At 51.3% G+C, this 21,842-nt stretch carries 20 protein-coding genes; 7 read left to right on the forward strand and 13 right to left on the reverse strand.

Translation table 11 applies throughout. From position 1 onward, the window contains the following. Positions 1–39: 39 nt before the first annotated feature. From HCG48_RS10395 to HCG48_RS10405, 3 genes are all read left to right on the forward strand, one after another. Positions 40–786, forward strand: coding sequence for a sulfotransferase domain-containing protein (locus tag HCG48_RS10395; RefSeq protein ID WP_168569102.1), 747 nt, complete (start codon positions 40–42; stop codon positions 784–786). 43 nt (positions 787–829) lie between these two features. Continuing rightward, the gene (locus HCG48_RS10400) at positions 830–1,678 is read left to right on the forward strand and encodes a class I SAM-dependent methyltransferase (protein WP_210437212.1); all 849 of its coding nucleotides are present in this window, start codon (positions 830–832) and stop codon (positions 1,676–1,678) included. Between the two features lie 162 nt (positions 1,679–1,840). Continuing rightward, positions 1,841–3,085: a glycosyltransferase family 4 protein gene (locus HCG48_RS10405; protein ID WP_168569103.1), complete on the forward strand. Its 1,245-nt coding sequence runs from the start codon at positions 1,841–1,843 to the stop codon at positions 3,083–3,085. Between the two features lie 161 nt (positions 3,086–3,246). Here the strand turns inward: HCG48_RS10405 and HCG48_RS10410 are convergent, their stop codons facing one another. Together HCG48_RS10410 and HCG48_RS10415 are read right to left on the reverse strand one after the other, a co-directional pair. Next, positions 3,247–3,726: a hypothetical protein gene (locus HCG48_RS10410; protein ID WP_168569104.1), complete on the reverse strand. Its 480-nt coding sequence runs from the start codon at positions 3,724–3,726 to the stop codon at positions 3,247–3,249. A gap of 515 nt (positions 3,727–4,241) precedes the next feature. Next, on the reverse strand, positions 4,242–4,490 hold the full coding sequence (locus HCG48_RS10415; RefSeq protein WP_168569105.1) for a hypothetical protein: 249 nt from the start codon (positions 4,488–4,490) through the stop codon (positions 4,242–4,244). A 102-nt stretch (positions 4,491–4,592) separates the two neighbouring features. Here HCG48_RS10415 and deoC point away from each other — a divergent pair, with 102 nt between their 5' ends. The 4 genes from deoC to HCG48_RS10435 all read left to right on the forward strand — a co-directional run bounded on the left by deoC (position 4,593) and on the right by HCG48_RS10435 (position 9,137). Next, positions 4,593–5,273 (forward strand): deoxyribose-phosphate aldolase, encoded by a 681-nt coding sequence (deoC, locus tag HCG48_RS10420; RefSeq protein ID WP_222858212.1) that lies wholly within the window; start codon positions 4,593–4,595, stop codon positions 5,271–5,273. 43 nt (positions 5,274–5,316) lie between these two features. Next, on the forward strand, positions 5,317–6,192 hold the full coding sequence (recO, locus tag HCG48_RS10425) for a DNA repair protein RecO (RefSeq protein WP_168569106.1): 876 nt from the start codon (positions 5,317–5,319) through the stop codon (positions 6,190–6,192). A gap of 78 nt (positions 6,193–6,270) precedes the next feature. Next, a complete protein-coding gene (locus tag HCG48_RS10430) occupies positions 6,271–7,779 on the forward strand; it encodes an MFS transporter (RefSeq protein ID WP_168569107.1) in 1,509 nt (502 codons plus the stop codon). A 143-nt stretch (positions 7,780–7,922) separates the two neighbouring features. Further along, complete coding sequence (locus tag HCG48_RS10435) at positions 7,923–9,137, forward strand: glycosyltransferase family 4 protein (RefSeq protein ID WP_168571839.1); 1,215 nt, start codon at positions 7,923–7,925, stop codon at positions 9,135–9,137. 115 nt (positions 9,138–9,252) lie between these two features. Here HCG48_RS10435 and HCG48_RS10440 read toward each other — a convergent pair whose 3' ends face one another. From HCG48_RS10440 to HCG48_RS10485, 11 genes are all read right to left on the reverse strand, one after another. Beyond that, on the reverse strand, positions 9,253–10,683 hold the full coding sequence (locus tag HCG48_RS10440) for a DUF2157 domain-containing protein (protein ID WP_168569108.1): 1,431 nt from the start codon (positions 10,681–10,683) through the stop codon (positions 9,253–9,255). Between the two features lie 76 nt (positions 10,684–10,759). Continuing rightward, positions 10,760–11,542: an RNA-guided endonuclease InsQ/TnpB family protein gene (locus HCG48_RS25980; protein ID WP_246260023.1), complete on the reverse strand. Its 783-nt coding sequence runs from the start codon at positions 11,540–11,542 to the stop codon at positions 10,760–10,762. After that, on the reverse strand, positions 11,442–12,059 hold the full coding sequence (locus HCG48_RS25985) for an RNA-guided endonuclease InsQ/TnpB family protein (protein ID WP_246260025.1): 618 nt from the start codon (positions 12,057–12,059) through the stop codon (positions 11,442–11,444). Before HCG48_RS25985 ends, HCG48_RS25980 begins: the two co-directional genes overlap by 101 nt. Before the next feature lie 187 nt (positions 12,060–12,246). Then, a complete protein-coding gene (locus HCG48_RS10450) occupies positions 12,247–12,927 on the reverse strand; it encodes a F0F1 ATP synthase subunit B (protein WP_168569109.1) in 681 nt (226 codons plus the stop codon). Further along, on the reverse strand, positions 12,837–13,388 hold the full coding sequence (coaD, locus tag HCG48_RS10455; protein ID WP_168569110.1) for a pantetheine-phosphate adenylyltransferase: 552 nt from the start codon (positions 13,386–13,388) through the stop codon (positions 12,837–12,839). The genes HCG48_RS10450 and coaD overlap by 91 nt, the downstream gene beginning before the upstream one ends. A 131-nt stretch (positions 13,389–13,519) precedes the next feature. Further along, entirely contained in the window at positions 13,520–13,795 is a 276-nt protein-coding gene (gene sipA, locus HCG48_RS10460; RefSeq protein WP_168569111.1) for a regulatory protein SipA, read from the reverse strand. 69 nt (positions 13,796–13,864) lie between these two features. After that, on the reverse strand, positions 13,865–14,377 hold the full coding sequence (locus HCG48_RS10465; protein WP_168569112.1) for a DUF3172 domain-containing protein: 513 nt from the start codon (positions 14,375–14,377) through the stop codon (positions 13,865–13,867). 241 nt (positions 14,378–14,618) lie between these two features. After that, positions 14,619–18,377 (reverse strand): magnesium chelatase subunit H, encoded by a 3,759-nt coding sequence (bchH, locus tag HCG48_RS10470; protein ID WP_168569113.1) that lies wholly within the window; start codon positions 18,375–18,377, stop codon positions 14,619–14,621. A gap of 198 nt (positions 18,378–18,575) precedes the next feature. Next, positions 18,576–19,679 (reverse strand): cobalt-precorrin-5B (C(1))-methyltransferase CbiD, encoded by a 1,104-nt coding sequence (cbiD, locus tag HCG48_RS10475; RefSeq protein WP_168569114.1) that lies wholly within the window; start codon positions 19,677–19,679, stop codon positions 18,576–18,578. A gap of 174 nt (positions 19,680–19,853) precedes the next feature. Next, the gene (locus tag HCG48_RS10480; RefSeq protein WP_168569115.1) at positions 19,854–20,309 is read right to left on the reverse strand and encodes a hypothetical protein; all 456 of its coding nucleotides are present in this window, start codon (positions 20,307–20,309) and stop codon (positions 19,854–19,856) included. Positions 20,310–20,634: 325 nt separating this feature from the next. Beyond that, positions 20,635–21,828 (reverse strand): response regulator, encoded by a 1,194-nt coding sequence (locus HCG48_RS10485; RefSeq protein WP_168569116.1) that lies wholly within the window; start codon positions 21,826–21,828, stop codon positions 20,635–20,637. Positions 21,829–21,842: the final 14 nt, after the last annotated feature.

Here is a 21,842-nt window from a genome sequence, read left to right on the forward strand (position 1 = left end):
GGGTAGGATGAGTATCCTACCCCTAAATTTTCCAAAAATATGCCTGATTTTCTCATTATTGGCGCCCAAAAATGTGGGACAACTTCTCTGTATCACTATCTGGTACAACATCCGAAAATTATTCCGGCGAGACAGAAAGAAGTTCATTTTTTTGACCTCAATTTTGACCGAGGTTTAGAGTGGTATGCAGCGCAGTTTTTTCCGGAAAGCTATGAAGATGGAAGGCTGACGGGAGAGGCGAGTCCTTACTATGTTTTTCATCCTTTAGTGGCGAAGCGAGTTTACAATACTTTTCCTAAGATTAAACTGATTTTATTATTAAGAGATCCGATCGATCGCGCCTGGTCTCATTACCATCACGAGGTTCGTTGGGGATTTGAATCGTTGTCTTTTGAAGAGGCGATCGCCTCCGAACCGGAAAGATTGGCTGGGGAAGAAGAAAAGATGCGCGACGATCCGCATTATTACAGTTACAATCACCAACATTATACTTATTTAGCGCGGGGAATTTATGCCGAACAAATAGCCGAATGGTTACAGTATTTCGATCGCGATCGTATGCTCATTCTCAAAAGTGAAGAATTATCAACCCATCCCGATCGAATCATGCGAAGAACTTGCGAGTTTTTAGGGGTAAAGGCGATCGCCGTCGATGCGTCCACCCAATATAACTCTGGGGAATATTCCCAAATCCTCGAAAAATATCGACAAGAATTAGCAGCCTATTTCTACCCCCACAACCGACGCTTAAAAGAAGAATTTGGAATTGATTTTTATTCCAATTAATACGGAATTTTTCGATCGATAGAGGGGCAAATTACGATAAAATATGAGATTGGGGGAATGGGGCGATCGCGTGGGGGCGATCGCGAAAATTGCTAAAATTAGGCCAGACTCGCGATCCAAACATTATTTGTTGCACTCAATCCGTAAGGTGATGGAACATTCTCAAGAAGGGTATAAAGAAGGCATCGATTACGAAGGAACCTGGGATGCTTATGCGAAAGCCTGGCAAAACTTGCACCCAGACTTGAAACATATTGGCGATGAATGGATCGGTCAAGGGGCTGGGGCCGCCCAATCTTTGGCCGAATACGAAGCATTGATCGAACAGAAATTTATTGCTTCTTATATCAAGCCGAATGAGAAAGTTTTAGAAATAGGAATTGGCGGAGGAAAAACAAGCGCTTTACTGCTCAAACATTGCCAGGAATTAGTCTGTGCGGATATCTCGCGGGAAATGCTCGACGCGACGCGATCGCGTTTGGGCGAAGATCGCATCAGCTACGTCAAACTCGACGGAATAAGCCTCGATCCGATTCCCGATGCTTCCATCGATGTCTGTTTTTGTTACGATACGATGGTGCATTTAGAACCGCGAGATATTTTTAATTATTTAACCCAAATCCCCCGAAAACTACGGGGCGATCGCCGCCTTTGTGTCTTCCATCATACCAATATTCTCAGCGAATTGGGCTGGAAAAAATTTGCCAGTGAATGGCAATTCAACTTGATGGGAAAACGACACGGTTCTTCATTTTCCGTGATGACCGATAACATCATGGAACAATTTTTAACCCGACTCGACTATCAAATTATTCTCAAAGATCGTCAATCGGTTCCTCGCGATTGTGTCTGGATTTGTCAAGCCCCCAAAACGGTCAATTTACCGGAATAAAAGACTGAATTGAGACCGACGAGAATCCTTGTCCCTCCGACAAGGATCGCCACTCCCGAGGACAACGAGCATTTGGGCGATCGTCGGAAAACGATCTAGACTCGACCGACTTCTTTTATTCTAAAATTTAACCTCTAAAATCTAAACTCTACTTCTGTCACAATGCGCGTTCTCTTTCTGCATCCGAATTTTCCAGCTCAATATCGCCACGTCGCCACTGTTCTCGGTCACGATCCTAAAAATCAAGTCGTTTTCGGGACGAAAAACGAACGTCCCGAATGGAAAATTCCGGGGGTCAAAAAAGCATTATTCAATCCCAGTCGCGACCCCCACCCGGGAACGCATCATTACGTCCGTCCTCTCGAAAGTGCGGTGTTGTACGGACAAGCTGTGTTTAGAATGGCGGACCAACTCAAAGAACAAGGCTTCGTCCCCGATGTCATTTGCGGTCACTCGGGATGGGGACCGACATTGTTCGTTAAAGATGCCTTTCCCGGCGTTCCTTTATTGTGTTATTTCGAGTGGTTTTATCACGCCTACGGTTCCGATGCCAATTTCGATCCGTCGGACCCACTTTCGATTGACGACGTGGCCCGAATTCGGATTAAAAATGCACCGATTTTAGTCGATTTATATTCTTGCGATTGGGGATTGTCGCCGACATACTGGCAGCGATCGCAATTTCCGCCGGAATTTCAAAGTAAAATTTCGGTCATGCACGATGGGGTCGATACGGACTATTTTAAACCCAATCCCGGCACAAAATTAGTATTACCCAATCTCGATTTATCCCATGTGGATGAATTGGTCACTTATGTGGCCCGTGGAATGGAACCCTATCGCGGTTTTCCCGAGTTTATCGAATCGGTGGCTTACATTCAAGAACGGCGTCCGAATTGTCATGTAGTGGTTGTCGGTTCCGATCGCGTTTGCTATGGAAAATCCCTGCCGGATGGCAAATCTTATAAAGAACACATGCTCGAAAAAGTGCCGTTAGATTTATCGCGAGTTCACTTTGTCGGTGCCCTACCTTACGGTCAATATTTGAAAGTGATTCAAGCGTCTCAAGCGCATATTTATTTAACCCGTCCCTTCGTTTTATCTTGGTCGATGATCGAGTCTTTATCGACGGGATGTTTGGTGATTGGTTCGGATACGCAACCCGTCCGCGAGGTCATCGAACATGGTAAAAATGGGTTGTTAGCCGATTTCTTTTCGCCGAAAGAAATTGCCGATCGCGTCGATGAAGTCATGGACCATCCCGACCGCATGGCCGAGTTACGTAAAAATGCGCGCGAAACTGTATTAGAACGCTATGCGCTCAAGGATTTGGTGTTTCGCCACATTCAGTTAATTGAAGATGTAGCGAATGGGGTTTTAAGTAGCCATGAATTTAAAGTCAGTTAACGGTTAAACTAAACACGCTAAAACCCGATTGAAAGTCGGTTAATCCTTTCAATCGGGTTTGACGGAAAACGAGGTTGGATTGCAATAGCTGGAGTAATGGAATAAAATCTTTCTGTACCGTCGAATGGTCTCTAAAATGATTGAAGGGACTCGCTCAAGGTTCAAGCGGAAGAGCGACGGTCTAGGGAACAGGAGGCGTATTGACTGCCAATTTGGAGGCGGAAGTGTTGGGCGTAAGTGACCGACTCATCCCATGTATTGAGTTCGAGTTGCACGGCGGGATACTCGGGTTGCCGGGGCGAGTCTCGTTCGCTGTTATACTCGTTAAAGAAATGATTGAATTCGCGAGGGGGATATTGCATGATTCTGGGGATAATCACTTGCAGTCCTTCGTGAATTAAGGATTCTATTTTGAGCATTTCCGTGCGAGAGGCTCTCAGTTCCATTTTAGCCGGGGACTGTTCGTCGGTAACGACGTAAAGATTAGAAATCCGACTGAGAACGTAGGCGACGAGTTCGAGGGATAACTGAGAATCCTCCGAAGCGGTTCGATAAAGATTGTAAGGGGAACTCGATAAGGTTTTTTCGACTTCCTGGCAAACAATCGGGAAGGTTAAGTTAACAATTTTTTCAGCCATCATTAGAACTACTTAATTGCGTGAATTCAGATTTTAAAACGCCAGAAAACTGACCCGTTGAATGAAAATCCAAGAGTCGAAAAACAAGAAATAGGCGGTTCGGTAAGGTTGCCGATTTTCTGAAATTTGGAGAGGGCCGCGATGGGGGAGGCTTATGGAGCAAGTCTCGGTCAGTTTAGGTACGGATGGGGTGGGTTCCCCTGTTGAGGGAAACAAGGGGTTGTGCGAGAGTACCTCATCATCTGGAGAAGTGCAATAAAGTCCGACGATCGCCTGAGTTCGCCCTACAGTTATCCACTTTAAATTTTATCAAAGCTTTCCCAAGAAAAAACCGATTTTTTTATTAACATTTGGCTCCCTCGACCCTAGCTTTTTAATAATTCGAGTTAGAGGTTAAAGTTTTTCAAAACTTTGTGATGTTTATTGATACAGTTGGCTTCAGTGACTGTAAGGGGCGATCGCCCGCGAGTTCGGGGCGATCGCGCGAAAAAATTCCGAGTCGAACATTAATCTTTTCTTTAAATTCTGCGGGAAGGAGCGGAGCGATCGAAGGTAGATAGGCAGCATCGAGGTTCGGCTTTTGAGAGCTGGGCGATCGCCCAAAGATAGCCGAGTAGGAGGGTAAACTCGTGGCTGTAGGATGGAGAAACCAATGACAAATGCAGATCGAAATCGAGTAAATTTTGCATCGTCTTAGAGATCGCTTGAGTTTGAAGTGGGCGGCTTCCAGAGTCGGACTCTGGCATCCCCTTAACGAAGCGTGGCACAAATGACGAGGAGAATTATCCGGCGATCGCCCGCCCTTGCGGGAAGAGTTTAAGTTTTATTAAAATTTCCGTAAAAACCCAGACTTATTAAACCCCAAACCAGTGATAACTGAATCTTCACGGGATATCGACCTCGGCTCCTTTATCGATCACGCCTTGCTCAACCCCACCGCGACCCCCGCGCAAGTGGAACAGTGGTGCGAGGAGGCGGATCGCTTCAATTTCGCCTCGGTGTGCGTTTACCCGGCTTACGTGCGTCAGGCGACCAATTTGCTGCACGGGAAACGGCCTAAAGTCTGTACGGTGATTGGCTTTCCTTCGGGGGCGACCACGTCGGCAACGAAGCTTTACGAAGCCCAAGAAGCGGTAGAAAATGGGGCGAAGGAACTGGATGTGGTCATCAACCTCGGTTGGTTGAAAGCGGGACAAACCAATGAGGTGTATCGAGATCTGGCCGAAATTTGCGACGAAACGGGGCAGTTAGTCAAAGCCATTTTAGAAATGAGCTTGCTCGACGAAGAAGAAAAGCGCCTCGCCGCTCAAATTTGCCTGGATGCGGGGGTCGCTTATTTAAAAACGAGTACGGGCTTTTATGGGGGGGCGACGGTGGAAGACGTGCGCTTGCTCAAAGAAATTTCCCGGGGTCAAGTGGGGATTAAAGCCTCTGGGGGGATTCGGACGGCCCAGCAGGCGCTGGATTTGTTGATGGCGGGGGCGACTCGCTTGGGAACGTCGCGAGGGGTGGAGATCGTGCGCCAGCAGCAAGAACCGCCGGAAAGTTAAGTACCGCCGCCGCGCGATCGCCCGATGTTGCCCCTAGGAGTTTATGAAAACGTACAAAGCCACTGGAATTAATCTCAAGAGTATTCCCTTCGGGGAGTCCGATCGCCTGGTGACGATTTTGACCCGGGAGTTCGGTTTAGTGCGCGCCGTAGCGCCGGGAGTGCGCCAACCGAAATCGAAATTGGGGGCGCGTTGTGGCTTGTTCGTGGTCAATGACTTGCTGCTGTACGAAGGGCGATCGCTCGATAAAATCGTGCAGGCAGAGACCCGGAATTCTTATGCGGGCTTATCGCAAAATTTGGGAAAGTTGACCGCCGCCCAATATTTAGCTGAAATCGTCCTCTGTCAAGCGCTCGATCGCCAGCCGCAAGCAGAATTATTTGTTTTATTTGAGGAGCATTTGCAACGGATCGAGCAGATCCCGGGGGCGATCGCCCGGGACTGCCCCGCTCGGGTGGTGGCACACTTGGCCCAAGGGGTCTACCACCTGCTCGCCTTAGCCGGGGTCGCGCCACAAGTGCATTACTGCTGTACGACCCGAACGGCGATCGCCCCGAACTTCAGCCATCCGCAATGGCAAGTCGGCTTCAGCCATCGAGCGGGGGGACTGGTGAGTTTGTCCGAGATCGCCCCTCGACAGCCCTTAGATCCTTACAGGTCGGACAAAATTGACGGTTACCTCGACGCGATCGGCCTGGTCGCCTTCCAACACCTGAGCGCCCCCGAGTTGTCCGCATGGGACTCGTGGGGGGAAAAATACCGCCAATCCAATCCGAACGAGCCAACTCTTGATACAGTTTGGGTATCGGTAGAACAGCTTTTGCGAAATTACGCCCAATATCATTTGGGAATTTCGATTCGTTCTGCCGCTCTGATGGATACTTATACCAATTCAGCCGTATTCAACTCCTCTCGATAGCCTCGCAACCGAGCGAGGGTCACCCAGAGCGATCGCGCGATCGCCCTGGGTGCAAGCCGATTAAAAATAAAAGCCAGAATGCCGTTATCTAACTCGGATCTAAAAACTCAAATTACCTATTGGCATCCCGACGATCGCGACTCGCGCCGATCTAGGGAGCGAACCGCTTCCCCTCAAAACGTGCCTTACACTCCCCAACCCGACGGGGCCGACGGCAAGCCAGCGCCCCCCAACACCAACCCCCCCATCGACGACGACCGCAACGGCGATCGCCCCCGGGATCCCGAAACCCCGGAGACTCCCGACAGCGAACGAGGATTCCTCCCCGTTTTAAAAAACCGCAATTTTCTCGCCTTGTGGAGCGGTCAAGTTTTTTCCCAACTCGCCGATAAAGTGTACCTGGTTTTGGCGATCGCCATTATCACCAGTCACTTTCAAACCCCCGGACAGACAATTAGCGGTTGGGTCTCGGCGATTATGATCGCCTTTACCATTCCCGCCGTCCTCCTCGGCTCGATCGCCGGAGCCTTAGTCGATCGCTGGTCGAAGAAAAACGTCCTGGTCGCCACCAACTTACTGCGCGGCGGCTTAGTTCTGGCGATTCCCGTCCTGCTCGACCTGTCCGACGGCGTGAACTTGTCCGCCGTTCCCTTGGGATTCGCCTTCTTACTGGCGGTGACCTTCTTAGTCTCCACCCTCACCCAATTTTTCGCCCCGGCGGAACAAACCGCCATTCCCCTGATCGTCGAAAAACGGTTGTTACTTCCGGCCAACTCTTTATATACCACGACGATGATGGCCTCGGTGATCGTCGGCTTTGCCGTCGGCGAACCCTTGCTGGCGATCGCGGACAAGGCGATCGGACAGTGGGGCGATACCCTCGGCATCGGCAAAGAACTGCTCGTCGGCGGCAGTTACTGCATCGCCGGATTGCTGCTGTTGGTGATGAAAACCGGAGAAAAACCGGACCATCCCAACCGGGAATATCCCCACGTGTTTGAAGATATTCGCGACGGCTTGCGTTACTTGAGCAATCACCGCCGCGTTCGCAACGCTTTAATTCAACTGGTGATTCTCTTCTCCATTTTCGCCGCCCTCGCCGTACTCGCCGTGCGTCTCGCCGAAGTGATTCCGAGCATGAGTACGGAACAATTCGGCTTTCTGCTCGCCGCCGGAGGCATCGGTATGGGACTCGGAGCCGCCGGATTGGGGCATTTCGGCCAACGGTTCTCCAACCGCCAGTTGAGTACGATCGGATCGGTAGGGATGAGTGTTTCCCTGTGCGTCTTATCTCTGGTGACCGATCGCCTCTGGCCCGATTTATGCTCGATCGCCATTTTAGGCATGTTTGCGGCCATGGTCGGCGTTCCCATGCAAACCACCATTCAAGCCGAAACCCCCGAAGAAATACGCGGCAAAGTGTTCGGGTTGCAGAACAACGCCATTAATATCGCCCTGACCTTGCCCTTAGCGCTGGCAGGCTTGGCCGAATCATTTTTCGGCTTACAAGTCGTGTTCTTGAGCTTGGCGGCGATCGCGATGGCAGGCGGCGGCTTAACCTGGTATATTTCCCGTACAGAGCCTTAAAAGTGCGATCGGGCTGACTCCTGACCTCTAAAGCCGGGGATTGAAGCTGCGGTCAACCTGTTTTAGCCCCGCACTGGCCGCGAGGCGATCGTCGCGCGATCGCTCGGTCTTTTCTTTAAAACTTAAAACCAAAAAATTGCATGTTGCACATCGCCTGGTTAGGAAAAAAATCGCCGTTTTGTGGGAACGTTACTTACTCTCGTGAAGTAACCAATGCCTTGTTAGACCGGGGCTATCAGGTCAGCTTTCTCCATTTTGCCCAAGAAAGCAGCGACGGACACAACTCGATCGTCTCTTGGGACGCCGACGCCTCAGCCACTCGACCCAACGGTTGGCCCGATTGCCCGGAAGTTTCCCTTCCTTGCCTTTATAAATCCACCATTTACACGATCCCCACCCTCAAATCGAGCAAAGTTTTAAGTCAAGCCCTGCGCCAACTGCAGCCCGATCTGGTTCACGCTTCCCTCACCTTGTCGCCCCTCGATTTCGTCCTGCCCGAAATTTGCGAAGAACTGGATTTACCCCTCGTTTCCACCTTTCATCCCCCCTTCGCCCCCCAAAATCGGCTTAAATCCGGTCGGCAACACTTACAACACTTGACCTACCAACTTTACGCCCCCTTCCTTCCCCACTACGATCGCACGATCGTTTTTTCCCAACTCCAGCGCAACTTACTCGCCAAACTCAACGTTCCCGAAGAACGGATCGCCGTCATTCCCAACGGCGTAGACGTTCAAAAATACTGCCCCGGCCCGTCTTCGATCGCGGCTGAATTCGATGCCGATCGCCTGTTCGTCTACCAAGGGCGCATCGCCATGGAAAAAAATGTCGAGGCCCTGCTCAAAGCCTGGAAACAAGCCGATCTCGGCTCCAAATGCAAATTGCTGATCGTCGGTGACGGCCCGCTCGCTCCGTCTTTCCAAGCCGCTTACAACGACGAACATAATATTATTTGGCTCGGCTATATCGCCGACGAACGCCGCCGCATCGACATCCTGCGCGGTGCCGACGTTTTCATTTTGCCTTCCCTCGTCGAAGGGTTATCCCTGTCGTTGCTCGAAGCAATGGCCTGCGGGACCGCCTGTATCGCTACCGATGTCGGTGCCGATGGAGAAGTCCTCAACGACGGCGCGGGGGTCGTCTTAAGCCCGCAAGGGGTCACTACGCAGTTAAAAACGTTACTGCCTCTGTTCCGCGATCAACCGGAGTTGGTGCAACTGATGGGACAAAAAGCTCGCCAGCGCGTTTTGGAACGCTACACCCTCAGCAGCAATATCACCCAAGTGGAAGCGCTCTATGCCGAAGTGCGCGCCACGCAACCGTTACGACAACGGCACCAGGTCAGTCGCTGGGCCTAATTTTGGGGAGGAACGCGCTCCTTCTAGTGCGGGCATCCTCGGAGGTCCCTCCGGAACACTTGCCCGCTTCTCGAACTCCCTCCTGTAAATATCGAAAGTCGAATATCGAAAATCCCTACTCCTCCAGGGTTTGGACGTGGCGCTCGAACCAGAGTCCGACCAAGACGATCCCGACTCCACATAACAAGAAGACGAAGGCTTTAAAGACCAATCCCGTATCGTATTCGATAACCCGAGAAAAAATATCGAGACTGAGTAACACCATGCCTTGCCAAAAACTGAAGCGCCGACCTCGGGCGAGTCCGTGGCGGATGGCGGTGTAGGCGATTAAAAAGAGGATGACATTGAAAATAAAGGTGCCGAAAATGGGCAGGGGAGCGATGCCAAAATGCCAGAATAGGGTGAGGGCGGCGATCGCCACCCCCGCCCCGAAGGCACTGTCGTTGACGGATTCGGGAGACAGGCGGGGGCGCGATCGCCCGTCTCCTTGCCATGCAAACAGCAACCACGCCGCCACGACGAGAGCGACATCGAGTAGGTAGAGTAAGCCTTGGATTCCGGTGTCTTCGATGTTGCTGGAGGACCAACCGAAATCGCTGACGGCAGAGGACCAGAACCAGTGAAACGAGAGGAAGTAGGCGGAGATAGCGAACAGCCAGACGGCGATCGTCCGCGCTAAGGGACGGAATGAGGGGAAATCGGGCCAACGCTGCTGCCAGGACTCGTTGGCGTCGGGATAACCGTACAACAGGATCGGTGGCAGGGCGTAAGCGAGTGCGACGATCCAATATCCGGGGGCGCCTAAGGCGCTCAAGCCGATCGCCAGGTTCACTTGTAACGATTGGAGGGTCGTGGCGATCGCCAGGAGGAAAATCAGGCGAGAACGGCACCAATAGGCCAAGGGGAGCACCCCAAAGGCGGCGATCGCCCCGAGATGTTCGATGACGAATCGCAGCCAGTAGCTGCCTTCATTCACATAAGATTCCCCCAATCCGGGCCAATAACTGTACCCGATCAGGCCGACGGCCAAAATTCCTAACGAGGTCAGGCGCAAGCTGTAAGCCATCAACAGCACGCCAAATCCCCAGGCGACGAGCAATCCGGCCACCGAACCGCCAATGTGGAACATTTGGCCCATTAAGGCCATGTTGGCGCCCAAACTCAAGGCTCCGAGCAGGAGCAAGCCATTGCCCAAGCGTTGCTGCCAGCCGAGGGAAAACCGACCGAGGGGCAGGGGCGATCGCTGGCGCCACAAATAGAAGCCCCCCGTATTGATTCCGACAAATAAGGCGAACAGTAAGGAGGTTTTCAGGGTTCGGGACCACACTTGCCAGTTGGCGGCGACCAGGGTAATCGCGCCGATGCCCAGGAGAAGGCCGCCCAAGCCGATTAAAATGGCGACGAAGCGATCGCGCGCCCCGGTGTCTAAGGTGTCGAATTGATAGCGTCGGGCAAGGGCGGCGTATTGATCCTCGGAAATCAGCCCTTCGGCTTGCCATTGGCGCGCTTGTTCGCGCAGTTGGCGACAGAACTTTTCTGAAAGCATTGCAGGGTTTTAGAGGGCAAGAGTGGAACGGCGATCGCCGTCCAAGGGTGACATCCTCCCGACGCTGAATCAAAGATTACAGCGCGGGCTTCCCAGCCTCACGATTGGGTGTTCCTGCCCCACGCCACTTATCTAGGTCATAGACCCCCGACAGACCGACTTGACAGGCGGTTTCCATTCCCCAGAGTCCCTGGGCTACTACATTCTCTAGTCCACGATCCAAAACCATCTCTGCTGCAGCTCGATCGCGTAGCGACGCCGAAGGCGTATCGCGATGCGTTCGATACCCACACTCAGGACAATGATGCTCTCTGACTTCCAACCCCTTGCTGACCGTAGCAAAGCAGGATGGACAGGTTTGACTGGTACCGTTGGGGTTGACTTTAGCAAAGTACACTCCCCGTTTCCAGCAAACCCATTCTGTCAGAGACAGGAATTGTCCGAAGGCAGCATCAACACAATCTTTTCGCAACATCCCTCGCGTCAAGCCTTTGACGTTGAGATCTTCTGCAAAGATGGTTTGCGCCCGGTCGCAAAGCTGATGAGCCGTCTTCAGATGGAAATCTTTACGACGATTGGCAATGCGATGGTGCATTCTAGCCACTTCGATTTGCGCCTTTTCCCAGTTTTGAGAACCCTTTTGTTTTCGTGCTGCTCTGCGTTGCAGCAATTTCAGCTTGCGTTGCATCGACTTGAAAAACTTAGGGCGCTCTTGGAAAGAGCGATCGGAAGCGGTCAAGAATCGCTCCAATCCCAGGTCAATCCCAATCGCCCGACCATGAACCGGGACATCGGGAACCGATATATCCGATTCTATGGTGACGACGACATACCATTGCGTCCCCCGTACTCTGGACAATACCCTTAGCTGTATCCCCCCAACCCCCCTTTGAAAGGGGGGCGAAGGGGGGATGCAGGTTGATGGGTACTTCCCCGATCTTTGGCAATTTGATTGTGAAGCCATTGATGGGATTGTTCTTGAACTGGGGAAATACAAAGGATTTGAGTTGACCGAACTTTTTGAAACGCGGGAATCCATATCCCCGCTTCCGAAATACTTCCCAGGTATCGTGCAGTCTGCGAATCGTGGTCTGCAATACCTGAGAATGCACCTTACCCAAGTGCGGGAATTGCTTCTTCGCTTTGGGCAGGTTGTTCTGCTGACGGTGGTAGGACGGAAATGGCTCATCGGCGGGAATGATGTATTCCTTTTCCAGCGAGCATCGGTCTACCGAACACTTACGCGAAGCAATCCAATCCTTGAGTTCGCGCAACGCGTAGTTATATACGCCTGTGCACGTCTCAAGCCACGACCGCAGTTCAGTCTGCTGTACGACATTTGGATAGATTCGGTAAGTGTAGTTCATGGTCAGCATGACTATAATTTACTACAGACTATAGCTGCTGATAAATGCTGGTCTCATCCCCATCGTAGGGCTTAGTCCTTCCCGTAGGGTGGGGAATCGACTGTTCGAGAGGAGTCCATGGATCCCGACGCTGATGCTTCGCATACAGCGCGGGACTTATAGCTCCCCGAACCCCTCAAAAGTTAAATATTTACCATTAATAATCGCCACGAGCGGGAGGTGGGAGGGCAGACGGCGACGCAGAACCCGCATCTTCGTGCAGTTGGGAACGACCATTGCGAATGACGCGCAACATGTCGCTCAATTGTCCTTCGATATTGCCCAAGACGCGATCGGCGTACTCGTCGGCTCCCTTTTCGATCGCCTCGCACTCGGCGATCGCATTGCGGCGCATGTCCTCGATCTCCTGTTGCGTTTGACGACGCAGGTGGTCGATTTCGCTGAGGGTCTGTTCTCTGGCCCGCTCGCAGTCTTGCTGCACTTGCTGTCTGAGGCGATCGGCTTCCAGCTTCGCTTGGCGCACGATCCCCATCTCGTCGAGAATTTCCGACGCTCTTTGTTCGGCAGCTTCCAAGATTTCCTGGGCGTATTGTTCCGCCTGCAAGAGAATCTCTTCTTTTTGGCGGATAATCTCCTCCACCTGATTGAAAGCTGCAGGCAAATTCAAGCGCACTACATCGAGTTGGTCGAGCAACTGCTCCTCGTCGATCAGCGTGCGTCGCGAGAAAGGAATGCGCGGACTATCGAGAATCATTTCTTCCAGACGGTTGAGTTCCCGTTGGATATCTACGGTTCCCGATCCGGCTTCGGTAGATTCATCCCGATCGTTGGATCCTTCGTGTTCGGGGTCGATCCTGGGTGTGTCTTGGCGTAACATCGGTAGATATCGAGCGCAACGTGTTGGGGAACTAGGTGGTCGATCGATCCGCCAAATCTAGCAATTTCTTTAACCACGCTACTACTTAAAAAGCTGTGGTGGTTGGAAGTGGCTAGAAAAACCGTCTCAATCTCGGCAGCAAGGGTTTTGTTGGTATGGGCCATCTGCAGTTCGTGCTCGAAGTCCGAGAGAACTCGCAACCCGCGCAAGAGAACGGTGGCGTTGTGCTTCCGGGCGTAGTTGACCGTCAGCCCGTCAAACCGCTCGACTTCTGAATTGCTCAGGTGTCGAGTCGCGTGACGGATTTGCTCCAAGCGGTGTTCGACATCAAACAGAGGCGTTTTGTTGGGATTGATCGATACGGCGACAATCACGCGGTCGAAAAGCTTGCAGCCTCGCTCAATTATATCGAGGTGACCCAAGGTAATGGGATCGAAGCTACCCGGATAGATGGCAATCACAAGGGTTCAGGAATTTTGATGGCTTAGGGAAAGCTTACGCCCTTAAAGTACCGTTAAAGTTATCAATCTGCAAACGGATCGCGATTCGGGGGTTTTCGAGCGATCGCCCCCGCCGCGATCGCCCGTTCGCTTCAGGACGGTTCGTCGCTGCTGGGGTTCGATCGCGCGGGTTCGTCTCCTGTCGGCTGCTCTGCGGCCCGAGCGATATATTTATTTTCGATTAAATAGGCTCCTTTTTCAAATCGCACGCTCCAATAATCGCCGGGTTGGCGATCGAGGATCGTTCCTTCTTCTCCGAGGCGAACGACGTTCGGCGGACGTAACATCGGCGTCGGTTCTGCGGTTTTAAAATAAGGAGGAACCGCCGTCAAGCGGACGCGATCGCCAATTTCAAAGGCTTTAGACATGGGTAAATAACATTAAAAACGTTACAGAACTTTGCGGGCGATCGCCCCAATTTTAACTGGAAACCGAACTTAAAAGCGTTCCGTTTCCGCAGGCAACCCCCCACCTTGGTCTTTTAAGAACAGATTGCCCATGCGATCGTTTTGATAGACGCAATCGATCTGCGGCGACTCGCCCAAATCTCCCGTAAATCCAAAGGTATTCATCCGGTTTTTACAATCGCGCACTTCCTGGGGATCGACCAACTTGCGCTGTTCTAAAATCGACCAGGTATTCGTCCGCAACACGCAACCCGGTTGCATTCTCGGTTGCGAGACAAACACGTTAAACGGGTTGAGGGTCAGAAAAATTCGCAAGTCCGCCGCGATCGCACTGGCCCCATATTGAATGCACAACTCCGGATTCGGGGCGCTGCGATCGATGACTTCGCGAGATGCCACGTTTTGCGGACTGAAATTCGCCGTCGAACTAAACGCAATCCCGATCCCAATTCCCAACACGAACACTCCCGCCAAAATCGCGAGGGACGTATAGTTAAACGGAGATGAAGGAGGAGGAGATGACGATCTATATCTGCGTGCCATAATGATTTACGAATTTGCACAGACGGCATGAGAATCGGCTCCACACCATCTTTTCCTAGTATGCCGAATTTACGAAACCGATCGCAGCACCCTCCTCGGTGAAGTTAACGGGCCGATATTCCCTCGAAATACCCCAAAATAGGGCGATCGATCTTCTCAAACCATTTTTGAACCCACGGCGCGATCGCCCCCAACCATCGCCGATTTTAGCGCAAATGCGCCCACTTTTAACCCCCACTTCCTATTCCATCGGCTTCACCCCTTCGATTTCATCTTCGGTTTGCGCGTACAGATGGCGTAATTTCTCCAATTTCTCCTCCGACGTCTGCCAAAAACCGCGCCCGTGGGCCTCCAACATCCGCCCCACAATATTGCGGAACGCCTCCGGATTCGCCGCCCGTAACTTCGCCGCCATCTCCGGGTCCAACGCATACCGTTCCGACGCCTGGTCGTAAACCCAATCCTCCTGAAACTCCACCGTCCCTCCCCATCCGACTAACGCCGTCATCCGTTGCGAAATCTCGTAAGCCCCACCAGACCCTTGATTCGCCATCGCTTGCGCCCATTTCGGATTGAGCAACTTCGTTCGATATTCCAATCTCAATAAATCATTGAGTCGGCGCGGCGTCGTATCTTTCGAGAAACTTTCAATAAAACTCGCCTCTACCTTTTTCCCGCTTTTCCCTTCCGCCGCCCGCTTCAACCCCCCCGTATTCGCATAATATTCCTGAATATCCGTCAAACCGTATTCTACCGAGTCAATTTCCTGGACCACGCGATCGCTCGTTTTTAACAACTGCGCCATCACCTCCGGACGCGCCCGACCGCGATCTTTACGCCCGTAACTAAACATATTTCGGCTTTCCCACGTCTTCGCCAACTCCTCCCCATTCTCCCAATTTCCATCGACCACTTGGTCGTTCACCAACGAACCAAAATCCCCCGCCGGATTGGAAAATAACCGCGCCGAAGCATTCTCAACCCCTTGCGCTTGTAACGCCAAAGCGTGCTTTTTAATATAATTCTCCTCCTCCGATTCCTCCGCTTGCGCCGCCCGCACGAATAAATCGTCGAGCAACTCAATAATATTGACAAACGTATCGCGGAAAATTCCCGATAAATTCGCCAACACATCAATACGCGGATGACCGACCTCAGCTAACGGCTTGAGTTCGTAACGGACGATGCGCCCGGTTCCTTCTTTAATCGGTTCTGCCCCGACTAATTCTAATAAAATCCCCAACGATTCCCCGCGCGTTTTAATCGCATCCAATCCCCACAACATCACCGCCACGGTTTCCGGATAATTCCCCTTTTCTTGTCGATGTTGCTCGATAATTTTACGGGCAATTTCTCGCCCGCGTTCGCAAGCCCCCGGGGAGGGCATTCGGTACGGGTCTAAAGCGTGAATGTTCCGCCCTGTGGGCAATACCCCCGGACCGTCGCGCAAGAGATCGCCCCCGGGGGCTGGCGGAATGTATTCCCCATTTAAACCGCGTAAAAGATTGGTCAGTTCTTCGGGAGTTTGCATCAGTAAATCCCGAATTTGGAGAATTTCGTCGGAATTTTCGCCAATGCGATCGAGCGGATCTTTACCATTTCCAGAGGCGATCGCCTCGATAACCTCTCCCGGAAAGTCGCGATCGAAATAGGCATCTAAATAAGACTTTAACGCCTCGCTATTGGGACGTTCGCCCAGGGTATGCAACCCCGAAGAAAAGAGGCGCTGTTCGACGACTTGCAAGTAATCGTAAATGCGAATGAAATAGCGATAGAGAGATTCCACGCTAAACATGCGCGCATTTTCAACAGTAAATTCAATTCCCAATTTCTGCGCTTCTTCAAAGCGACAATCTGAAGATAAACCCGCATCGACAATCTTCTGACAAATCGCCTCTTGCAATGCCGAATTTTTCTGCGGATCTTCCCGATATTCCGCAATTAAATCCCGCAACGCCATCAATTCTTTATACAGTCCCGCCCGTCCGTAAGGGGGGACATTATGGGAAATTAAAACCCCATATCCCCGCCGCTTGGCGAGAATTGATTCTGAGGGATTGTTCGCCGCGTAAATATAGAGATTGGGTAAATTTCCTAAGAGAATATCAGGCCAAGAATAGCCCGTATTTCCCAAGGGTGAACCGGGCAACCATTCGACGGTTCCGTGCATTCCAAAGTGAACGATCGCGTGAGGTTGAAATTGATATTGCAGCCATTTATAGAAGGCGGCATATTGCGGATGCGGCGTCATATCCCGTTCAAACATCAACCGCATCGGATCGCCGGAAATGCCCAGTGGCGGCTGCACGCCAATCCAGATATTACCAAACTGAACGCCGCCTATTTGTAGATCGTCACCGTAAATTTTGATACCGCTTTCATTGAGACCTTTCCACTGTTTCTCGATTCGATGAGTGAGCAAGTAGCCGAGCCATTTTTCTAAGGTTTTGACATTCACAAAAGCGCTCGATCGCCGACTGGCTACGCTTTCTCTTTCTAAGGTGGATTTGCGATCGCTCGTGGTAATCGCTTCGTCCGCTTTTTTCACTAACGCGATAATTTCTTCTCCGGTTTCCGGTAAATCTTCAACCGTGTATCCTTCTTGTTTGAGCTGAGTTAATAAATTCACGAGCGATCGCGCCACGTTCAATAAAGCTGCGGTTCCAGTCGCCCCATATCCCGGCGGGAAGCCATATAAAATAATAGCAATGCGGCGATCGCCCGCCGGAGTTCGCCTCAGTTCGATCCAATTTTTAATCCGTCCCGTCAGTCGTTTCACTCGTTCCGGAATTAAATAAATCTCTTTGCCAACCAAACCACCGAGGGGAACCGTATCGATCGCCCCGTCCAATTCCGGTAAAGCATATAAAACAACACTTTGCAAGCCGCCAATTCCTTGCCGCGTCCAAGAATGAATATCTTGAATTAACAACGGGGCGGCGACAAAATAAGGCACATTTTTTGCCGTTAAAATCCGCTTGGCTACTTCAACTTGACGCCCCGCTTCCATCGATCCGGCAGGTCCGCCGACTAAGGGAAAGCCAATCGTAGAAACGATCGCCTCCACCGCCACCGCTTCTGGGGAAAGGGACGGCGTTTCGATATTTCCCCGTTCTCGTTCGGCCATTTCATGGGTCGAACTCATCCAATCTCGCACGGCGACATGACCTTCGACGCCATTAATAAAAATGGGTACAGGGGTCAAGCCTGCTTTTTCAAAAGAGCGGATCAGTTGTCCGATATACGGTTGTTTGGTAATGACGTGTTTGCGATACAGTAAGAGACCGACGACGGGAGAATTTTGCTCTAGTTCGACGCTCAATTTTCGTTGGCGATACCATTGCAAATAGGCGCGGGGAGATTCAAAATAACCCTCGGCGTCGGGATGTAATAATCCCATATTGGGCGTTTCGATCGGCGGTGGAATTTCGCCGACAGATAAGCCTAAATATTTTTCGGCGATCGTCCAACACATCGCTGCGAAGTTATCGCTACCTCCCGCGTTCCAATAGCCATAAATAATCAGCCAGTTTCGTAAATCTTGGACTTTTTGGACGGGAACGAATTTGAGCAGTTTCGGTCCAGTTTTTAGGAAGCTAATATATCCGGCGAGTTTGTCTTCTTCCCGTCCGCTAGAAAATTTGCTGAGTATAAATTGGACGGGTTTGGGCATCCCTTTGGGGCGATCGCCGATCGCAAATTGACCCAATTGGGTTAAACTCATCAATTCGAGGGCGGACTCGAACACGAGGCGAATGGGGATGTGTTGTACTCTGGCGCGCAACCACTGCACTTGGTCGTAGTCAAACAGCAGACTGGCGAAAAAAACATCGGCGCCGTCGAGGGCGCGGGCGATCGCCTCTGGATCCGTGGCGAGGTCGCGATCGCTGAAAATCTCGATTTCGAGTTCCCGACAGCGAGAAATGGCTAATTGTGCGGCTTTTTGGTATAAGTCGGCGTTAAATGATTCAAATCCGGTGATTAAAACGATGCGTTTCATTTTCCCAACCCCGACAAGTCCATCTATCTCGATCTTAAGGGGTTTATTGGTTTTTAGAGTCGGCAGTTTGGGAATGAGACCCAGATCCTCTCGCTTCACCGTTTAAGTGAGAGGATTGGGTTGACTGGGTTAAAATATATCTACTTAGCTACTGAGATAGATCGACGGAGGGGTTCGATCGCCCCTCCCTTGCAACCGCTAAACTTCCCCAATAACTTGGGTTTGTTGCAAGAGATTCACTAAGTTTTCAAAGGCGGAATCGCTGGCAATAATATGACCTTTGCGATCGAAAAGAATCACGCCAATTTCTAAACTTGCATCGGCATATTTTTTGACATATTCGATCGCCTTCGTGCGAATTTGTCCGGCGAGTTGCTCGAATACGGGTTTTGCTAACCCCAATCGGACGAGTTCGTGATAGGCGCTATCGGCAGTTTTTGCCCCTAAAACTGCTTCGGCTGCCGCGCGATCGCCCCCCGCCCGAATGGTTGCCGAAGCCAGGATTTCTAATTTGCCATCGGCGACGTGACTGGACGTATTAAAAATTCCTCCGGCTAATTTAATCAGTTTCCCTTGATAGCCGATTAATAATACCGATCGCGCCCCTCGCAATCCCGCTTCTACTAACAAGGCACCGAGCCAATTTCCAGTTTGTACCAGGGCGCTTTCATCGATGTTCAACCGTCGCGCCACTTGCTGGCCGTTACTGCCCAAACAAAAGACTAAATTCGGATGCGTTTTAACTTTTTCTTGTAACGTTTGCCGGAAATCTTCGAGGCGATCGGCGGCGGAAAGCGGCTGAGAAATGCCGCTCGTTCCCAAGAGTGCCAATCCTTCTAAAATTCCAAAGGCTTCGTTAGAAGTGCGTTTGGCGAGTTGGCGTCCTTCGGGCAAAATAATACGAACGTGGGCGCTTTTATCTGTAGGAATTAACGGAGATAAATTATTATCAAATAACTGACGGGCATATTTATAAATGGCGGCTTTTCCCGTTGCCGTTTTGCCCAAGCCTTCGCCCCCTTGTAAAATTAAGGGTCGTTTGAGCCGATCGGTTAATTTCACCCAAGCCCAAATGGGTGTATTGCGCGTTAAATCGAGGTTGTCCCCCGGATCGCTTAAGGTAATGGCTAAAGCAGACTGGGGATCGAGACGGGCGAGTTCTCGCACGGGAATTTCTGCGGTTTCGGGCATTAAATCGATCGCGATCGCCCCTTGAGACATGCGATCTTCGAGTAGATAAACTAATGCCGCTTTGGCGGCGGCAACGGCAAAGACAGGTAAAGTATAGCCAGTTTGAGCCATTGAAGGATTGTTATAAATTGAGTTGAATTTGAGCGCGATCGCCCTCGGATCGAGCCGTCAGTGGAAGTCGCGCAATTGTAGCAGAAAGACCGCCATTTTTTAAGTCGCCCCCCATCCCTTAACCCGGGTGGAGGGGGAAATTTGCGGGTAACGATCGCTAAAGGAGCGTGATATTTATGACAGCCAACCCCAGGGGTTTGCACTCGTCGTTCCTCGGCGATCGCCACGGTCAAATAAGTTGATGGAAGAGAGATTAGTTCGTTGTTGATTGTAGTGATTTTCCCGCAGTTCAAAGAAAATTTCTTTGATTTTGGCGGCGTTCGGATCGGTTTTCAGATGTGCGGAAAGGGCTTTGACGGCGCGATCGACGATCGCCTCGGCTTCGCGATCGGTTTGGGCACTCGATAAGTCCGCGTACAGCGCATTCAATTGGGTGGCGATCGGGTCGAATTCCGGCTCGTTCGGGAGTTGATTGAGGACGGTGGCGATCGCCGCTTGGGTTTCGCGCGCGAAAATCGAGGGAGTGGTTTGATTGTAGGTGGAAATCGGAATGCTGTTGGGTTCGATCTCCTGACTCGAAGCGGGAGAGACAATCATTAAGGTGGAGAGAAACAAACAACCCACACACATCTTTTTTTCCTCCAATCACAATCAGTTTAAAGGGTTTCGGCTCCTTCTACGGGCGATCGCCCCTTCAAGCCGGACTGGTCAGGTTATAGCATTTTTTTCGCGCAGGCGGGATCGATCGCCCCAGGAGGGGTGGCGGCGATCGCCCCTTTTCAATCGAAATTGAATCCTATTATCGGTAAAATTTTCTTAATTTTGTAGTTTCCGCGAATGTAGTTTCCGCGAACATAAGGCTCTTATCACCCAAGCCCATCTAACTTTTAAAACCTAACTTCTAAAATCTAAAATCTCAAATCTTAGATCTCAAATCTCAAAGCTAAAATCCTTTTTAGGCGATCGCGGGCGAACTGCCGGAAAATCCCGGAACCGCCGACTCCTCGTCGAGATACTTTTGTACGATTTGCAGCACTTTCGTCGGTTCGGGAGGCTTGCTCAAAAAGTCGGAAGCGCCGATCAACTTGGCGCGGGTGCGATCGAGCAAACCGTCTTGACTGGTCAAAATGACGATCGGCGTATTGCGGAATAACTCACTTTGTCGCAAAAACGTACAGAGATTGTAACCGTTCGTCTGTGGCATCACCACATCGAGGAAAATCAAATCGGGTTTCTCGCGCGCGAGGGTGGCGACCCCTTCCATCGGATCGCGAATCTGCACGACCTTATACCCTTCCGGCGCCAGAATTTGCGAGAGTCGCTCCGAAATCGCCGGACTGTCGTCAATGCAGGCGATCGTCCGCTTGCGCTGAGGGGGATTTCCTTGAGTCGCCGCGCGAACGAGGCGAATTTGTTCTAAGGGGGAATTGCAATCGGGGACGTCTTGCAAAGCGATTTTGCCTTGTTGGACGAAGTGATGTAAAGTGCGAATCACGCCGATCGGCGATTGTTTCCGTTCGATCGCCAGATCCCACAAAGTATTTTCCCCATTAAACAACGTATTGAGAGTTAAAAACGACTCGGAACTGACCTGATTTTGCAACCGTTGCGGATGGGACAACACCGGAGCTAAATCCGGATATAAATAGCCTAAATCCATCTCTCGCCACTGTTTCCAGAGGGTTTTGGCTTTCTGCAACACTTGTCCGATTTGGGAGGACGATAGGGGTAATTGCATCGGAATCTCGAAGGCGATCGCGGGTTCGGCAATCCAGCGACTGGAAAGGGAGGTGTGATTGGCTAAGTCGAAAAAGACTTCTAACGCCACGCTAGAAATCACCTGTTTCGCTTGGGAAACATTCAAATTTCCCCGGGCGATCGCGTGGTGTAATAAGTGATATTCCCACGGCTCGTCTACCGACAAGTGCGCCGCATCCATTTCCCAATGTGGACAATGCTGTTTGACGGCTCTAATCCAGCGACGGCAGCGATGAAACTCCCCCGTTGCCCAGATCAGTTGTCCCATAACAAAATAAAGGTGCCACTTGCGTCGGTCACCTTCGATCAGCCATTTGCCCGTCCCTTTTCGCTTCACTTGCCTAGCTAGCTCGCCGAGAATCTGGGCTAAACCAGAGGATTCAAAACTCATGATTCGATAGAATT

The sequence above is a fragment of the Oxynema aestuarii AP17 genome (genome assembly GCF_012295525.1).
Taxonomy (GTDB): domain Bacteria; phylum Cyanobacteriota; class Cyanobacteriia; order Cyanobacteriales; family Laspinemataceae; genus Oxynema; species Oxynema aestuarii.

Coding starts and splice junctions, on each gene's coding strand:
- recO (WP_168569106.1), top strand. CDS start 5,317: ATGAAAACGTACAAAGCCACTGGAATTAATCTCAAGAGTATTCCCTTC.
- HCG48_RS10395 (WP_168569102.1), top strand. CDS start 40: ATGCCTGATTTTCTCATTATTGGCGCCCAAAAATGTGGGACAACTTCT.
- HCG48_RS10405 (WP_168569103.1), top strand. CDS start 1,841: ATGCGCGTTCTCTTTCTGCATCCGAATTTTCCAGCTCAATATCGCCAC.
- sipA (WP_168569111.1), bottom strand. CDS start 13,795: ATGTCTAAAGCCTTTGAAATTGGCGATCGCGTCCGCTTGACGGCGGTT.
- HCG48_RS10450 (WP_168569109.1), bottom strand. CDS start 12,927: ATGTTACGCCAAGACACACCCAGGATCGACCCCGAACACGAAGGATCC.
- HCG48_RS10485 (WP_168569116.1), bottom strand. CDS start 21,828: ATGAGTTTTGAATCCTCTGGTTTAGCCCAGATTCTCGGCGAGCTAGCT.
- HCG48_RS10440 (WP_168569108.1), bottom strand. CDS start 10,683: ATGCTTTCAGAAAAGTTCTGTCGCCAACTGCGCGAACAAGCGCGCCAA.
- bchH (WP_168569113.1), bottom strand. CDS start 18,377: ATGAAACGCATCGTTTTAATCACCGGATTTGAATCATTTAACGCCGAC.
- HCG48_RS10480 (WP_168569115.1), bottom strand. CDS start 20,309: ATGTGTGTGGGTTGTTTGTTTCTCTCCACCTTAATGATTGTCTCTCCC.
- HCG48_RS10465 (WP_168569112.1), bottom strand. CDS start 14,377: ATGGCACGCAGATATAGATCGTCATCTCCTCCTCCTTCATCTCCGTTT.
- HCG48_RS10400 (WP_210437212.1), top strand. CDS start 830: ATGAGATTGGGGGAATGGGGCGATCGCGTGGGGGCGATCGCGAAAATT.
- HCG48_RS25985 (WP_246260025.1), bottom strand. CDS start 12,059: ATGCTGACCATGAACTACACTTACCGAATCTATCCAAATGTCGTACAG.
- HCG48_RS10430 (WP_168569107.1), top strand. CDS start 6,271: ATGCCGTTATCTAACTCGGATCTAAAAACTCAAATTACCTATTGGCAT.
- HCG48_RS10410 (WP_168569104.1), bottom strand. CDS start 3,726: ATGATGGCTGAAAAAATTGTTAACTTAACCTTCCCGATTGTTTGCCAG.
- cbiD (WP_168569114.1), bottom strand. CDS start 19,679: ATGGCTCAAACTGGCTATACTTTACCTGTCTTTGCCGTTGCCGCCGCC.